This is a genomic window from Vibrio sp. 1S139 (assembly GCF_041439475.1).
Lineage (GTDB): Bacteria > Pseudomonadota > Gammaproteobacteria > Enterobacterales > Vibrionaceae > Vibrio > Vibrio crassostreae_C.
The window spans coordinates 22,313-38,038 of record NZ_JBGOOD010000006.1 but is presented as its reverse complement, the minus strand read 5'-3'; the positions used below and the strand labels follow the sequence as shown (position 1 = coordinate 38,038).

At 43.8% G+C, this 15,726-nt stretch carries 12 protein-coding genes; 5 read left to right on the top strand and 7 right to left on the bottom strand.

Going from position 1 to position 15,726, the window contains the following annotated elements:
- Positions 1 to 48 precede the first annotated feature (48 nt).
- The 4 genes from galE to ACED46_RS03615 all read right to left on the bottom strand — a co-directional run bounded on the left by galE (position 49) and on the right by ACED46_RS03615 (position 5,710).
- Positions 49 to 1,062, bottom strand: coding sequence for a UDP-glucose 4-epimerase GalE (gene galE / locus ACED46_RS03630; RefSeq protein ID WP_371720911.1), 1,014 nt, complete (start codon positions 1,060 to 1,062; stop codon positions 49 to 51).
- A gap of 82 nt (positions 1,063 to 1,144) precedes the next feature.
- Positions 1,145 to 3,121 (bottom strand): diguanylate cyclase domain-containing protein, encoded by a 1,977-nt coding sequence (locus ACED46_RS03625; RefSeq protein WP_065584959.1) that lies wholly within the window; start codon positions 3,119 to 3,121, stop codon positions 1,145 to 1,147.
- Positions 3,121 to 3,657, bottom strand: a complete 537-nt coding sequence (locus ACED46_RS03620) for a YfiR family protein (RefSeq protein WP_371720910.1) — start codon at positions 3,655 to 3,657, stop codon at positions 3,121 to 3,123. Before ACED46_RS03620 ends, ACED46_RS03625 begins: the two co-directional genes overlap by 1 nt.
- Positions 3,647 to 5,710, bottom strand: a complete 2,064-nt coding sequence (locus ACED46_RS03615) for a TonB-dependent receptor plug domain-containing protein (RefSeq protein WP_371720909.1) — start codon at positions 5,708 to 5,710, stop codon at positions 3,647 to 3,649. Before ACED46_RS03615 ends, ACED46_RS03620 begins: the two co-directional genes overlap by 11 nt.
- A gap of 170 nt (positions 5,711 to 5,880) precedes the next feature.
- Between ACED46_RS03615 and ACED46_RS03610 the strand changes: the two genes are divergently transcribed.
- The 3 genes from ACED46_RS03610 (at position 5,881) to ACED46_RS03600 (ending at position 8,454) form a co-directional block, all read left to right on the top strand.
- Positions 5,881 to 6,624 (top strand): 5-oxoprolinase subunit PxpA, encoded by a 744-nt coding sequence (locus ACED46_RS03610; RefSeq protein ID WP_017060084.1) that lies wholly within the window; start codon positions 5,881 to 5,883, stop codon positions 6,622 to 6,624.
- Between the two features lie 134 nt (positions 6,625 to 6,758).
- Positions 6,759 to 7,511, top strand: a complete 753-nt coding sequence (locus ACED46_RS03605) for an allophanate hydrolase subunit 1 (protein ID WP_371720908.1) — start codon at positions 6,759 to 6,761, stop codon at positions 7,509 to 7,511.
- Entirely contained in the window at positions 7,504 to 8,454 is a 951-nt protein-coding gene (locus tag ACED46_RS03600) for a biotin-dependent carboxyltransferase family protein (protein ID WP_371720907.1), read from the top strand. The genes ACED46_RS03605 and ACED46_RS03600 overlap by 8 nt, the downstream gene beginning before the upstream one ends.
- A gap of 180 nt (positions 8,455 to 8,634) precedes the next feature.
- Here ACED46_RS03600 and ACED46_RS03595 read toward each other — a convergent pair whose 3' ends face one another.
- The 3 genes from ACED46_RS03595 to ACED46_RS03585 all read right to left on the bottom strand — a co-directional run bounded on the left by ACED46_RS03595 (position 8,635) and on the right by ACED46_RS03585 (position 13,736).
- Positions 8,635 to 10,089: an FAD-dependent oxidoreductase gene (locus tag ACED46_RS03595; protein ID WP_371720906.1), complete on the bottom strand. Its 1,455-nt coding sequence runs from the start codon at positions 10,087 to 10,089 to the stop codon at positions 8,635 to 8,637.
- A gap of 532 nt (positions 10,090 to 10,621) precedes the next feature.
- Positions 10,622 to 13,060 (bottom strand): ABC transporter permease, encoded by a 2,439-nt coding sequence (locus ACED46_RS03590; protein WP_371720905.1) that lies wholly within the window; start codon positions 13,058 to 13,060, stop codon positions 10,622 to 10,624.
- Between the two features lies 1 nt (position 13,061).
- Complete coding sequence (locus ACED46_RS03585; RefSeq protein WP_017067780.1) at positions 13,062 to 13,736, bottom strand: ABC transporter ATP-binding protein; 675 nt, start codon at positions 13,734 to 13,736, stop codon at positions 13,062 to 13,064.
- On the opposite strand from ACED46_RS03585, the gene ACED46_RS03580 reads away from it, so the two are divergent.
- Together ACED46_RS03580 and fabV are read left to right on the top strand one after the other, a co-directional pair.
- Positions 13,735 to 14,358 (top strand): arylesterase, encoded by a 624-nt coding sequence (locus ACED46_RS03580; RefSeq protein ID WP_017069908.1) that lies wholly within the window; start codon positions 13,735 to 13,737, stop codon positions 14,356 to 14,358. The genes ACED46_RS03585 and ACED46_RS03580 overlap by 2 nt on opposite strands.
- A gap of 81 nt (positions 14,359 to 14,439) precedes the next feature.
- Positions 14,440 to 15,639 (top strand): enoyl-ACP reductase FabV, encoded by a 1,200-nt coding sequence (gene fabV / locus ACED46_RS03575; protein WP_371720904.1) that lies wholly within the window; start codon positions 14,440 to 14,442, stop codon positions 15,637 to 15,639.
- The last annotated feature ends 87 nt before the right edge of the window (positions 15,640 to 15,726 follow it).

Here is a 15,726-nt window from a genome sequence, read left to right as displayed (position 1 = left end):
TGCCCGAAAGCATCTTTTAATTTTTGAATCATTCACGAAACCACTAGGTTAACCAGGGAATCCATTCGGGTTTGTTGACTGCCAGCGCCATGTATCTTCGGTCATTTCAGCCAATGTGCGGCTTGCATTCCAGCCCAGTTCTTTCTGAGCTTTAGCTGGATCTGCCCAACACTCTGCGATGTCACCAGGACGGCGTTCAACTAGCTTGTAAGGGATCTCTTTACCGCTTGCTTGTTCGAATGCTTTAACCATGTCTAACACACTTGAACCGTTACCCGTACCAAGGTTGTAGATATGAAGACCGTCTTTGCACCCTACTTTCTCAAGCGCTGCGATGTGGCCATCAGACAGATCCATTACGTGGATGTAATCGCGAACGCCAGTCCCGTCTTTTGTTGGATAATCGCTACCAAATACAGATAGGAATTCACGGCGGCCCACTGCTACTTGAGAGACAAATGGCATTAGGTTATTTGGGATACCTTGCGGGTCTTCACCTAGCTCACCACTTGGATGTGAACCTACAGGGTTAAAGTAACGCAGCAGTGTAATGCTCCAATCAGGATTGGCTTTTTGGAAATCGGTTAAACACTCTTCAACCATTAGTTTACTACGACCATATGGGTTGGTAGCGCTTGTTGGGAAGTCTTCAGTAATTGGCACACTTGCAGGATCACCGTATACCGTTGCTGAAGAGCTAAATACCAAGGTTTTTACACCCGCATCACGCATTGCATCAACAAGAACTAAAGTGCCGTTTACGTTGTTGTCGTAGTATTCAAGAGGCTTTTCCACAGACTCTCCGACGGCTTTCAGACCAGCAAAATGGATAACCGCTTCGATGTTGTGTTGCTTCATAGTTTCAGTCAAAAGCGCTTTATCACGAACGTCACCTTCAATGAAGTTGGGACGAACGCCCGAGACTTTTTTGATGCGCTCTAGAACGCTTGGTTTGCTGTTGTACAAGCTATCAAAAAGTACAGGTGTCATACCTGCGTTGATCATCTGGATACTTGTATGGCTACCAATGTAACCCATGCCACCTGTAACTAAAACATTCATGCTTAGCAGACCTTTTAATTAAAAATATTCAACCTATCACTTATGATACAACAACTTAGGGTGAGCTCACAAACACCGGTGCCTATTTACCCTCACGAGCGAACACAAACTGACCTTTTCCTTTGCGTTTCGCTTGGTACATAGCCTCATCAGCAACCTTTAGAATCACGTCAATATCACGCTCTGAGCCATCAACTAAATTGATACCTAAGCTCGCCCCAACATGAAGTGAACGCTGTTTATAATTCACTTCTTGCCCGATCAGATCCAACAATCGCTCGGCTAACTTCGCTAATAAGACTTTGTTTGTCTGTTTAATAATAAGAACAAATTCATCACCCGACAAACGTGCAACCAAATCCCCCGCTCTTACCTGAGATAATAACCGGTTTGACACTTCTTTAAGGATTTCGTCACCCGCATCGTGACCATAGTTGTCATTCACTTCTTTGAAGCCATCCAAATCCAAGTAAATAACCGCAAAATGCTGATTTGAATAGTGGCTCGACGTGACAACATCATCCATAACCTTATACAGCTGCGCTCTATTCGCTAACCCGGTTAATGCATCGTGATGAGCCAAGTGTTCGAGTCTTTCCATCTCTTTAACGTTGGATAAATCAGACAGCGTTAATACCATATCAAACTCGTCTTTCTCGTTGTCTGAGGCAATTCGATTCACTTTGACAAACATTGGAACTAACGTGCCGGACGCGCTTTTCTCCCACACTTCGCCTTGCCATTGACCATAGTTGTCTAACGAACTGCGAATTGTCGGCATCAATGATGAAAATTGCTGCCACGAAAATACTTCAAATGGTGTTTTGCCCACCAGCAGATCAGAGTGATAACCGAGAAGTTGTGTGATCGCCGGGTTAACCATGGTTATCACATTGGATGAGTTGAGCACGATCAAGCCGTCTTTACTGTTTTCGAAAACACCCGCAGCAATACGTTGGCGACTCATGGCCGTTTCTATGTCGGTGACATCTTGGATTGCATAAAGAATACGACCATGTTTTGTCAAAGAACGACTGCTCACACGAAGCCAGCGTTTTGATTGAAAGAGATCGGTGGTTTCCAGCAATTCGTCATTAAGTTCAATATTGGCATCAATAACATCTTGTAAGTAACCCGTTTGCTTGGTCGCGATCAACTCTTGGATCAACAAATTCTCAAGAAAGGCTTCCGAGCATTTAAAAATATCCCGAGTAGCTGCGTTCGCATGAAGAATGAGCCCTTTTTCATCCACCACCAACAAAGAGTGCTGAACGGTTTCAATGACCTCATTTGCGAATGATTTTTCTTCTTGTAACTTGTCTAACGTAAAATTGATTTGGTTATCGCGATGTTGAAGCCTTTCTAACATGGTATTGAAAGCTCGAACCAGATCGCCGATTTCATCGCGGTTCGTTACGACTAATTTAGGCTGCTTCGAACGACGCTCAACAAAGGCTTGCATCGCCTCATTGAGGTCAAACATCGGTTCGATAATCAAGCGTTGCACCAATTTGACCACTACTCCGCCTAACATCACCAGAAACAACAGGTAGACGACCGCAACCTTGAAAATATTCGTTAAGATCGAATTAAACGTCTCTTTCGATATTGTTACTCTCAAGTTCGCGATCACTGCGCCATCCAGTGTCACTGGAACGAGCAAGAAGATGAAATGCTCAGAGATGGCAAATTGATGATCGGCGATATCGTCTAATTCTTCTGCGTTTGGCCTTGGAACCAGAGTGTTGCTCACCTGATAGCTGGCAAAAAGCTGTTCGTTGATGTCATAGAGCTTCACTCTAACAATATCTTTATCTGCGACGAAAGCTGACAATATTTCCTGAGCCGATGACTTGTCTTCAAATAAAATCGCGGCTTGCAAGTTATAAGCAACACCTTGTGCTAGCACTTTAACACGCTGAATAAGACTCTCTTTCTCTCTCTCAAACGTGACAGTGTAATTTACCGATTGGATCGTTACAAAAGTGACTGCGATGAAGATGATAATGGGTAATATCAGCTTGTTTTTAATCGATATGTTATTAATGAAAGACAACATTATTGGCCCTCCACTATAGCGATTCGTAACAGGTTCGAGCCAATGACGTAGTCACCGCGCCTTGCGTTCTCTAGATTGATCTTAGGTTTGAGCTTATTATCGATGTGCGTGAGTTCAATGATTCCACCTAAGTCCGTAAAGTTAGGGATATCACTGATTGTCACAGTATGTGGCGAGTGCTCTTGACTAAGAAATTGGTCATTTTTACGGTCAGACAAATATGTAATATCACACTTAGAAGTAATCGACTGTTGAACTCGGATAGCGAGCGAACGAATAGATTTCCCCTCGGTAATTGACGTTAGCACTTGGCTTACCTTTTCATCGCCAATCACACAAAAGTTCACAGCGTTCATTGAGCTTTCATCATTCCAACGTATAAAATTCGCAATTCTAAAAAGGTACACCGCTTTCACTTCATAAGGTTTGAAGCTAGCAGCTGAGGTGTTCAACGGCACAATAAGCATCGTTAAAGCCGCTAAGCCTAGTTTAGATATGCCGAGCTTAATGCGGTGCTTAAGCCATTTAGAATTCATGAGAGATCCTCACATACACCGATTCTTGATTGACGCTTTTCTGAGATGTGAATTCAGCTTGATAGCCGTCACTCTTACCTATATTTTCAACAACCACTTCAATTAAAGGTGCTGCGGACGATTTTTTCCATGCGAGACGCGCATCAAAGGTTATTTCATGTGGGTAAGACTGCCATTTATATTGAGTGCCATCGCCTGCTACCCAATAGTCTGGGTAATTCACATTAATGTACTGGCCTATCACATCGAATTGCCAACTTTCGGTGATATTCCACATCAACTGTGCCGTGGCTAAATGTTCATTATCAATATCGTAATAAACACTCGTTTGAGGACTAGATTTCAGGTCATCACCTTTATTCTCACCTTCCAATGTCGTATAGGCGTAACTCAGGTAACTGGCTAAATCTGCGGTGAGTTGGTAACTCGCGCCTAACTCTAAGCCATAAGTTTTTGCTTTATAATCATCAGACAACGCACCGACATAGACATGATTCGCAGGGATATCATTCGGGTCATAGCTGTGAAAGCGAAGGTTGTCATGTTCACTCAGATAAATCGTTGCATCGAGTTCGAAATTTGAATTGTTTGAGTAGCGATAACCCATTTCCGCCGTTACGACACTCTCTGTTTCAAGACTCGAGCTTGATTTATATACATCTAGGTAGCTGTTGTTTGAGTCAGCATTGTAACTATTGAAATAATAGGTGGAATTGGAATCCATATAAGATGGTGCAACGACCGCACGGCTAAGCCCCGCCCATACGGAGTGACGTTGGGTGAACTTATATAAACCACGCAATTGAGGTGAAAACTCAGTTGATTCATTCTGCGTAAAGTATTCAACCTTGGCACCAAGAGTAATAGACAGCGCTTCCGTCATTTGAATTTGAGACTGTATAAAAGCGTTCGCAATATAATCGTTGGCAGATTGGATGTTGTAAGCTCGACCGTAGTAATCAGGGTTGTACCAATCCACGTCCGAAACTTGGCTTGAGGAGAAATCAAGATACATATATCGCAGGCCACCACCAAGTGTTAGCTGATGGCTTTCCGATAGTTGGTTGATATAAGTAGAGTCAAAATCGAGGGTCGAATAGCTTCCCGGAGCGTCTGGCGCATTATCCTCATTATATTCACCCCATAACGAATATGAGAGTGTCGAACTTTCATCAAAATGGCGAGAGTCGTTGAATTGGACGTAAACAGATTGGCTCTTGTTATCGAAATCATTGGCTTGTGCCCCGACAAACGACCCTGAGTTATCATATTGAAACGTATACAATTCCGACTCATAAAAGCTTTTCTCACCACCGATACGTAATGACCAATTTTCTTCAGCATTACTTGGCTGAAACACCATCCCTGCCGTTTGTGCTTTCCATTTTTCAGATTCATTTGTGCGATATGTTGGTTCTTCTCGGTATTTATAAAAGGCACGAGCATTCACACTGTCGTTGAGGCTTAATCCCTGACGAACACTAAATTCGTAGTTATCAGTATTAGACGCAACACCGGAGAGATAAGTCCCCTGCGTATCATTGGCAGACTTAGTAATGATATTGACAACACCATTAACCGCGTTACCTCCCCAAATTGTTCCGCCGGGGCCTTTTAGTACTTCGATGCGTTCTATGTCGGAAAGCACATAATCAACGTCGCTCCAATACGTACCGCCATAGACTGGGCTAAACAAGCTTCGTCCATCCATCATCACGAGCATCTTGTTATATAGCCCATCATGAAAGCCGCGTGTCGAAACAAACCATGAGGTTTCATTGAATTTGGTGACTTTGAGTCCGGGTACAAGCGTTAGGACTTCAGCAATGGTTTTCGCCCCACTACGCTGAATTCGCTCATTAGAAAGTACGTACACCGACGAGGGAATGTCAGTGAGTTTTTGTGTCACTTTCGAAGCCGTTTCCATTTCGACATCTAACATAGACAACTCTTCAAGGCTCATCGACATGAGCTGGTCTAGAGAGTTTTCTTGAGCAGAGACAAAAACAGGTATCGTTAATGCTAGTCCTAAGCAAACCTGGCGGGATATCATGTGCTCACCTAATATACAGATAGATATTAATCCTTTAATCAATAGCTCAACTATATATGAAATGCCATACTGGTAAATCTACGGTGTCGAAAGTTTGAGTTAGGTCACTGTTTATTTATGGTATTTATAAGACCGTCATTACTTACCTAAACGTAAAGGATTAGCACCACGTGACAACGAAGATTTTGCTTAATTGCGACATGGGAGAAAGTTTCGGCAATTGGAAGATGGGCGATGACGAGTCGGTCATGGAATGGGTCGATATGGCAAACATCGCTTGTGGCTTCCACGCGTCTGATCCGCACGTTATGTCCAAGACGATAAAACTGGCGCAGCACTATCACACCCAAATTGGTGCTCATCCCGGTTATCAAGATCTCGTTGGTTTTGGTCGCCGTTCAATTCCACACACCATGGACGAAATCAGTGAGCTGGTTTGCTATCAAGTCGGTGCATTACAAGCCCTTTGCCGCTATCACCATACCACTGTTGGCTATGTGAAACCTCATGGCGCTCTTTATAACGATATGATGGCAAACATTGATGTGTTCAATGCGGTAGCCCAAGCCGTCGCTGAGTTTAACATCCCGTTGATGATTCTCTCTTCATCAGACAATCAACAGTATTTGGATATTGCTGACGACCATGACTTGCCTCTCTTGTTTGAAGCGTTTGCCGACCGTGCTTATTTAAATAACGGACAATTAGCGCCACGTACTCAAAAAGGCTCGGTTTACGTCAATCAAGACGATATCTATAACCAAGTTATGCAAATCATTAACTATGGCTCGGTTACGACTTTAGAGGGCGAAAGACTGCCTATTGAAGCTGATACTATCTGTGTTCATGGTGATAACCCTCAATCCATCGCATTAATTAGAAAAATCAGACAAGACCTCAACGCTTTTAATTAGTATGAAGCGTGTGATTGGTATGACGCATGGTCTAATCGCTCGTGAGATCTAATTGATTTGTATTGGCTTGGACACGGAAGTGAGACACGCCAAGTAAGCTAAAAAAGGCAAGATAACAAACGTATGGAAACGAAATGACGACGAATCAGATTGAATTCAATATAGCGCCAGTCGCGGAATGCAGCGTTTTGGTGACCTTGACGCTATCGCCTTCAAATAATCAATCTAGCGCCGAATATGCGCATTACATGGCTCACTTTTCCGATGCCATTCGCCAAAATTTAGCATCTGTGTTGATGAATGTGACACCGGCTTACCACACAATATTGGTCGATTACCTACCTTACCGCATATCAGAACAGCAGCTCATTCAACAGTTAAATAATTTGTTGAGTCATGCTCTATCGTCCTTTTCTAGTGTTAATAAAACTCGTAATACGATTGAGCTTCCTGCCTATTACTCACCAGAAACGGCGCTCGATTTAGACCGATATCAAGACAGAGGCCTATCTCTGGAGGATATTATTCAATATCACACCTCACAGACATACAGCGTTAGTGCGATTGGGTTTACGCCTGGCTTTGCGTTTATGTCTGATGTGGTTAATGAGCTTGCTTTGCCCCGCCACTCGACACCACGCTTAAATGTGCCCAAAGGCAGCATCGCCATCGCGGATACTAAAACAGCTGTGTACCCTTCGGATTCACCGGGCGGTTGGAATATTATTGGCAATTGCCCACTTCCGTTGTTCGATCATAGCCAGTTGAAGAACGCCGATATCACGCAAAGACCACTGTCTCTGCTTAATGTTGGTGATACCGTCCGTTTCATAGCGATTTCAAAAAAAGAATTTGTAGAGTTGGGTGGAGGCATCGTAAATGGCTAAGACAAAAACTAAACCAACACTGACAGTGATTAAGCCCGGCCCGTTGAGTTTGATTCAAGACTTTGGGCGATTTGGTGTTGCTCATCTTGGATTAACGCAAGGTGGACCGGTTGATGACTACTCTTATAGCTGGGCTAACCATCTATTGGGCAACCCAGTCAACCAAGCGGCGTTGGAAATCACGCTTGGGCAATGTGCGTTGAGAATCGATTTTGATTGCGAGATGGCACTATGCGGGGGTGATTTACAAGCGAAACTCGATGGTAAACCACAGGCTAACTGGAGCACTTTTCAAGCTTTTAAGGGGCAAGTTCTCTCATTTGGTTTGCCTAAAAATGGTCTAAGGGCGTATTTAGCCATTAAGGGCGGTTTCGATGTTCCATCAACTCTTGATAGCTGCTCTACAGTCACTCGTGAAAAGATTGGTGGATTAACGCAAGATGGCGAGCCATGCCAGCAAGGGCAACAAATCGCTTTTACCCAACACCAACTCTCTCATCTATTTAAAGCGTTGAGTGTTACCTTCCGATACACGCCTGATTACAATCTACCCGTGAACCTACGAGTGATTGAAGGCTATCAAAGCGAGCTATTCTCCGAGTCAGCAAGAGAGATTTTGTATAACGCGCAGTATCACGTTGACCAAAACTCAAATCGGATGGGTTATCGACTCAGTGGCGAACCCGTCGACTCGCCTGACATTTCGCTATTGTCAGAAGGCATTGCCTTAGGTGCGATTCAAATTCCACAAGATGGACAACCTATCGTGCTGCTTAATGATAGACAGACCATAGGTGGTTATCCGAAGATAGGATGTGTCGCCAGAATCGATTTACCACGCTTGGCGCAAGCAAAACCTGGACATGCGATATCGTTCAGCAAGGGCGATCGCTTGGGCTTACAAGATGTTTGGTGCCAATGGGCTCAGTTTTTCGGCTATTAGTTTTTGCGATGTGTTATGTGCTAAATGCTATGTAGCTGAGAATAATCAACTAGGAAGATGTCATTTAGATGAGGTTCGGTATCTAAGCAGATGTTGAAATGAAGATTCGGCTTACCTATTACAGTAAGCCGAATTGAAGAAATTAAACGCAGTCGATGATGATAGACTAATTATAGGCTATTAAGCGTGATCTTGACCTGACACCTTGGCAAGCGCTTCTGGGTATCCACGTTCTTGTGTCAAATCTATCGCTCTGTTTTCAATATCATTTAGATTAAGTGACATTGTCACTGAGTGTGTGTCTTCAATAGATGCCGCCTCTGATACATCAAACCATTGCTCAGCGACCTTTTGTGCCGCTTCTAATGTTGAAGAAGCTTTTACTACTTCAAGTCGAGCATAGCGATCCCCACAGAATGAAACGTCTGAAGCTCTTAAGCTTGGATCGGTTCCCGGAATCTGTTGTGCACCAAACAAAGGTTTACCACCGACCAATGAAGAACTGAAACTTGGGATGAACTGAGACATATGCGTTATTGCCGCGCGAGTTCTTAATTCAAGCTGATCTTCACTCCAACCCGATACGATTTTCTTAAGCAGCTTCGAAGGCAACTGTGGCTGTGACGAGTCTGTTGACGATGAAACAAGCCCACCCTCAAACAGAGTAATCCCTTCTGTCATGCCGTGAAGTTGGAACACACCATCAGCATACGGCGTTAATTGCGCCATGCCTTGCGGTGTGCCTCTCGGGCCATGGAAGATAACTTCTGGCCACTCTTCCTTACATTCTTGCGAATATGGCCACTCTGTAACGTATGCAGCTTTAAACTCAACAAGTCTTTGCTGCTTAGAGCCAACAAAGTCATCTACGATACCCGTTTCAAACCCACTCGCATTAATCAAGTAATCGGTCGTTAGTTGGCAGCTTTGGTTTTCGGCATCGGTATAAGTCAAAGACCAACCTTGACCTGTCGACTCAACAGATTGTAATCGGCTGTTGGTTAACACAGTACAGTTAGCTTGTTGCCCCAAAGAGAGTTGAGCGGTCGCAGAAAGTCGGAATACGCTCCAGCCATACTCTTGGACCATCGCAACAGGATACTTTAGGGTCTCTAAATCCGTATGCTTGGCGAAAGGAATACACCAATCATCAAGCGATGTTGGTTTCAGAGGCTGTGTTTTCGCAGAAAGTGCTAATAAATCTTCTTTGCTGTACAGCTTATAATACTCTTCCGGATCACCGAGCACTTGGTTGCTTTTATCTTGTTTAACAAGATCGGCATAAGCGCTTTTGATTATCTTGAGACGAGGAAGCAGATCCAACGGCTCTCCACCATCACTGTGCGGAACGGCGATGATTGTCGGACGAATATTGATCGTATGAGGGAATAAGCGGACGGTATCAATTGACTGTGTGAGCAATTGAAGACACTGCTCTACAGAAATATCTCGATACAAATTGCCGCCAGCGTGCAGGTGGCAAATTGGTGGACCATTAACCAAACTCGGCCCTTTTTCTAAGATAGTGACCTTAAAACCCAACTCACTAAAGTGAATCGCGCTCGTTGTTCCGGCAATACCACCACCAACAATGGCAATAGAAGGTTGATTTGTATCCGTTTTGTTGTGGTTCATCGTGTTCTGTAGAATAAGATTAACTGCCTCTATTCTACTTTTGTTCTGCGATGAATTAAAACACATTTTTATCAAGGTCTTAGATAGGCGGGATTTAATATCTATGTAAAAAACATAAATAATCTCTTGACTCAATAACTCCAGATAGGGTTTTAAAGGTTATTCTAACAGTCAAATTTGTCCTAAGTGACGCCACATAAAGGCTGCCTCAGTACTCTTAAAACATAGCGGTTAACTTATCCCTAAAGTTATCCACCGTTTTTGTGGATAACTGTTGATAACGTTCTTGCTAAGTTGCGCAAACCCTTTGTTTACAGGGACTAACCGCTGTTCATTAAATCGGCATTATTGGGTAATTAGTTTTAAAAAATGCTAAAAACAGTGGAATCTAAGGTGCGATATTTTTTACTTATGCTACCGGTTGGTTAAATAAAAAACGGTCTAAAGCGACGTATTATAAATAGTGCATGACTAAGTATAAATAATCTCACTTTTAGACCGTTTTAAGCGCTTGGCTAGATCTCGCTAACGACTAGCCAAAATCCTTGTTTACTGGTGCCAACAAACGTTTGATTAAGCTATTCACTACCGCGGCTAATGTGATGAACGTTAGCACCGGTAGCGCTATCCACAACATCGGGTGAAGTGAAGGTTGTAACTCAAAACCAAAGTTCATCACTCCTGCCACGCTGAGCTCAGAACCAAGGGCTGCAATTGAGCCTGCGACTAACGCCATTAAACCGTACTCACACCAAATAGTATTGAGAATTCGCTTCTTACTCGCGCCTAATGTTCGATACAAGCGTATCTCTTGTTGTCTTTGAGATAAGCTCAATCGCAATAGAGTGAAGATAAGCAACAGCCCCGCCACCACACCTAACGCCGCAAGTACGGTAATCGACCAAACAATCTGCTTAAGCAACTCTTGGATCTTGCTACCCATCTTACGAATATCCATCAAACTCACGGTTGGATGATTTCGAGAGAGTTCGTTGAGCATCTGATTGTGTTGTTCTTCTAATCTGAAGCTCACTAGCCAAGTAGAAGGGATTGAACTCAAGACATCTGGAGTAAAAATGAAGTAGAAGTTCGGCTTCATTTCTCGCCACTCGACTTTGCGGATGCTATTCACCTTGGCAGAAACATTCTGGCTGTTGATTGTGAATGACAGCTCATCGCCAATCTTTAGATCCAGTTGCTCCGCGACATCCGATTCCACAGATACGCCATGCTCTTGCGTCCAGTTACCTTCTAACACTTCATTGTACTCGGGTAAGCTATCTCCCCAAGTGAAGTTGATCTCTCGACTTAGTGCGTCTGTTTCGCCTGAGGTATCGCTGTATTCCGACGCTTCAACACCGTTTATCGTCGTCAGTCGTCCTCGGATAATTGGAAACGCTTGAGTACGCTCTACTTCGTTTGCATCAATCGTCTCGAGATAACTGTCTTTCTCATAGCTTGCAATGTTAAGTGCAAACGCATTCGGTGCGTTCTCGGGTAAGGTTTGTTGCCAATCTGACAGTAAATCACCTCTTACCAACCAGATGATAGACAGCAACATCAGTGAAAGCGCTAAAGAGCCAAATTGAATCCCAGTTGCTAAAGGTGTGCGATTAATTCGACTCAATGCCAAACGCATCGATGTCGATGTCGGCAACTTACTAACTAAACGCAGAACAAGCGTACTGACGACCGCAAGCACTAAGAACAGGCAAGCGATACCCGCTAAAACTATCCATACCAATAGATTGTCGCCATACATCAGCATCATTGGAATAATCGGTACCAGTAACAACAAATATTTCTTGTAGCTTTCATTGGACTGGTGACTTGATTGGATAACGCTGATTGCCGAGGTGTTGACCAAGCCAATTAACGGGATACCAAGAGCAGGAACACCAATTAGGATGCTTGATAAAATCGCCAAGATTGCAGGTTCAATACCATAGCTAGGAAGTGGCGTTGGTAATAAGTCGCCCAGAGGTATACGAAGCAAAAACTCCAAGCCGATACCGATGGTTATTCCCAGTACTGCACCGATAACCACTAACAAAGATACCTGTACAGACAACCATTTAACGATCCACTGCTTGCTTGCACCTAAACTCTTAAGCATCGCGATGGTTTTACGACGACTCGCAACATAATGTTGGCAAGTGAGTACCAAAGTGGTCGCAGCCATGATCACTACGATAGCTACCGTTAGTGATAAGTATTGAGTGGTGCTTTCGAACATGTCGTTGGTACGACTGGCTGAGTCTTGTGTACGCCAGCGGTCACTTGGTGTCAGTTCGATACTGTCTTGTGCGGCTTTGAGTTTCGATTCATCACCATTTAAAAACAATCTAAAGCTAACGCGACTGCCCGGTTGAATCGCTCCCGTGGCATCGATATCACTTGTATGAATCAGCACAGCTGGCATTTGTTGGAATGGGTTAAAGCTTAAGCCTGGTTCTTGAGTGATTCGTCCAGTTATCGCTAAATCGGCATCACCAATAGTGACATTGTCACCAATTTCAACCTCTAACTGTGCAAATATACGCTCGTCTAGCCAAAGTTCACCCGGCTCAACATGGTTACTTGATGCTTTATCAGCGCCCTCTAAGATCATTTCACCGCGTAATGGGTAATTACTTTCAACTGCTTTTACCGTCACTAACTGCATTGAGTTATCACTGAATGCCATGGTTGAAAAACGAGTCAACTGAGATCTTTCTAATTGTTCAACTTGAGTGAGGTCTAACAAGGATTGCGGAATTGGGTTTGCTGAGATAAACACGCTATCAGCAGTAAGCGCATCTTTGCCCTGTTTAACAATTACCTGCTCCATACGTTCGGCCAACGCCGACAATGCAAATACACAAGCAATAATAAGCGTTAAAGCGATTGAAACTGGCCACAACTGGCCGTGTCGAATCTCTTCGATACTCCATGAAAACAGGCGTTTATTCAGTCCGTTTGATGAATTCAATTTAGACTTCCTCTATCTGACCGACATGCATCTTGAGTGTTCTTTGGCAACGTTGTGCAAGCTTAGGATCGTGTGTCACCAAAACTAAAGTTGTGCCGTGGGATGAGTTCAATTCAAACAACAACTCAACAATTTTGGCTGCCGTTTGTTGGTCTAGGTTGCCTGTGGGTTCATCGGCAAAAAGAATTTTTGGCTTAATCATAAATGCGCGCGCCAACGCGACCCTTTGTTGTTCACCACCCGATAGCTGCGACGGCAAATGATCAAGCCTGTCTTTCAAGCCTACTGATTCAAGCAGAGCAGTCGCGCGTTCGATGTCTTCGTCTGCTCCCTTCAACAAACAAGGTAACGTGACATTTTGCAGCGCAGAAAGGCTTGGAATTAATAAGAAGCTTTGAAATACAAACCCAACCGATTCACTGCGAATCTTAGCCCTTGCCTCATCATCAAGCTGTGAAAGTGGCTGTCCTAATAAACTGATTTCGCCTTTCGTTGGTACATCAAGACCAGCTAACAGCGTCATTAGGGTCGATTTACCCGCACCAGACGTGCCGACAATCGCGACGGTTTCGCCTTCACGAATATCGATATCAACGTGCTCTAGGATTGTTAAATGTTCTTGATTAGTAGACACTGTCTTGGAAACAGCTTCTGCTTTAATGATGGATGTATGCATGACTCGACTAATTTCCTTTTTATTTTTTATTTTATTTTCAACCGCTTCTTTAGCTCAAGGCTCTGCGTCAGCTCAAGATTCAAAGTTATTGGTACTTGGCGATAGTTTGAGTGCTGGTTACAACATGGATATCAAACAGAGTTGGCCAAGTTTGTTGCCAGACGCGCTAGCAAAACATGATAAAGCGGTTACCGTGGTTAACGGGAGTATTTCTGGTGATACAACGGGCAATGGTTTAGCCCGCCTACCACAATTGCTTGAAGAACATGCTCCAGACACCGTTCTTATCGAACTTGGTGCGAATGATGGACTTCGTGGTTTCCCACCTAAGCTGATGTCTGCAAATCTTGAGCAGATCATTGAGCAGATAAAAGCTGCGGGCGCCAAACCTATAATGATGCAGATTAAAATCCCACCAAATTACGGAAAGCGTTACAACCAGCAGTTTGAATACGTTTTTGCAGCGCTTGCTGATCAACAAAACGTGCCACTTTTGCCGTTTTTCCTAGAGCATATCATCCTCAAACCTGAGTGGATGATGAACGATGGACTGCATCCAAAACCAGAAGCTCAACCTTGGATTGCTGAATTCGTCGCCGAAGAATTATATCAGTATCTTTAAGTTTTAATGGTCTAGCTCAATAAATTTTACACAGCTTTACGTTAGCCTGAGTGCATATCACCGTTAACTGTAAGGTTATTTATGCTGATCGAACCTGTTATCAAGGGTGTGGTAGCCAAAAGCGCTCACCCTCTTGGCTGTCAAGAAGCCGTAAAGCAACAAATCAAGTTTGTTAAGAGTGCGCCGCAAATCAAAGATGGCCCTAAACGAGTACTGATTATCGGCGCTTCCTCAGGCTTTGGCCTTGCCGCTCGTATTGCCCTTACCTTTGGCGGCGCAAAAGCTGACACTATCGGCGTCTCATTCGAGCGCGGTCCAAACGAAAAATCCCTAGGTAGTGCTGGTTGGTACAACAACATCTACTTCAAAAAAGAAGCCGAACGAGAGCAACGCACTGCTATCAACATCGTTGGCGACGCATTTTCGCAAGAAACACGCTCACAAGTTGTCGAAGCCATTGAAACCTACTTCGAAGGTGAAGTGGATCTGATTATCTATAGCTTAGCTGCAGGCGTTCGTCCTAAACCAGATTCCGATGAGTTTTGGCGCTCTGCCATCAAACCTATTGGTGAAAGCGTAACTGGCACAACCATTTCTCTGGAACACGACAACTGGGTCACCAACACGCTTGAAGCCGCGACGGAAGAAGAAGCCGAAAGCACACTCAAAGTGATGGGAGGCGAAGATTGGGAACAATGGATAGATGAGCTCATCAACGCAGAATCTATTGCTCCGGGTTGTAAGACAATCGCGTTTTCTTATGTGGGTCCAGAAGTCACACATCCTATCTATTTAGACGGTACATTGGGACGCGCTAAGATCGACCTTCACCAAACCAGCCACGCTCTTAATCTAGAGTTAGCTAACTTTGATGGCAACGCTTACGCGGCGGTATGTAAAGCCCTAGTCACTAAAGCGAGCGTTTTCATCCCTGGATTAAGCCCTTACTTACTTGCTTTGTATAAGGTGATGAAAGAGAAAGAGACCCACGAAGGTTGTATCCAACAAATGCAGCGTCTGTTTGGCAGTAAACTTTATGGTCAATCCAAAGTACCACTTGATGGTGAGCGATTGATCCGTATGGATGATTGGGAATTAGACCCAGAAACCCAAGCGCACGTAACTGAACTGCTAGAAAAGATGGACGAAAATAACTTCCAAACCTTAGGGGATTACCAAGGGTTTAAAGAAGAATTTCTACAATTAAATGGGTTTGCTCAACCATCGGTAGATTATAGCCAGAAACTTAATACAGAAGATTTTATAAAGTTAAAGCCTTAATCTAAAATTATCTCATTACTGAGACCCGGATTCACATTTGAAAACCTCTGCATAATTGCGGAGGTTTTTTCGTGCAACATTTCTTAT

Bases quoted from the DNA above. Each gene is read 5' to 3' on its own strand.
- ACED46_RS03625 (WP_065584959.1), bottom strand. From the start codon at position 3,121: ATGTTGTCTTTCATTAATAACATATCGATTAAAAACAAGCTGATATTA.
- ACED46_RS03620 (WP_371720910.1), bottom strand. From the start codon at position 3,657: ATGAATTCTAAATGGCTTAAGCACCGCATTAAGCTCGGCATATCTAAA.
- ACED46_RS03600 (WP_371720907.1), top strand. From the start codon at position 7,504: ATGGCTAAGACAAAAACTAAACCAACACTGACAGTGATTAAGCCCGGC.
- ACED46_RS03605 (WP_371720908.1), top strand. From the start codon at position 6,759: ATGACGACGAATCAGATTGAATTCAATATAGCGCCAGTCGCGGAATGC.
- ACED46_RS03585 (WP_017067780.1), bottom strand. From the start codon at position 13,736: ATGCATACATCCATCATTAAAGCAGAAGCTGTTTCCAAGACAGTGTCT.
- ACED46_RS03615 (WP_371720909.1), bottom strand. From the start codon at position 5,710: ATGATATCCCGCCAGGTTTGCTTAGGACTAGCATTAACGATACCTGTT.
- galE (WP_371720911.1), bottom strand. From the start codon at position 1,062: ATGAATGTTTTAGTTACAGGTGGCATGGGTTACATTGGTAGCCATACA.
- fabV (WP_371720904.1), top strand. From the start codon at position 14,440: ATGCTGATCGAACCTGTTATCAAGGGTGTGGTAGCCAAAAGCGCTCAC.
- ACED46_RS03595 (WP_371720906.1), bottom strand. From the start codon at position 10,089: ATGAACCACAACAAAACGGATACAAATCAACCTTCTATTGCCATTGTT.
- ACED46_RS03580 (WP_017069908.1), top strand. From the start codon at position 13,735: ATGACTCGACTAATTTCCTTTTTATTTTTTATTTTATTTTCAACCGCT.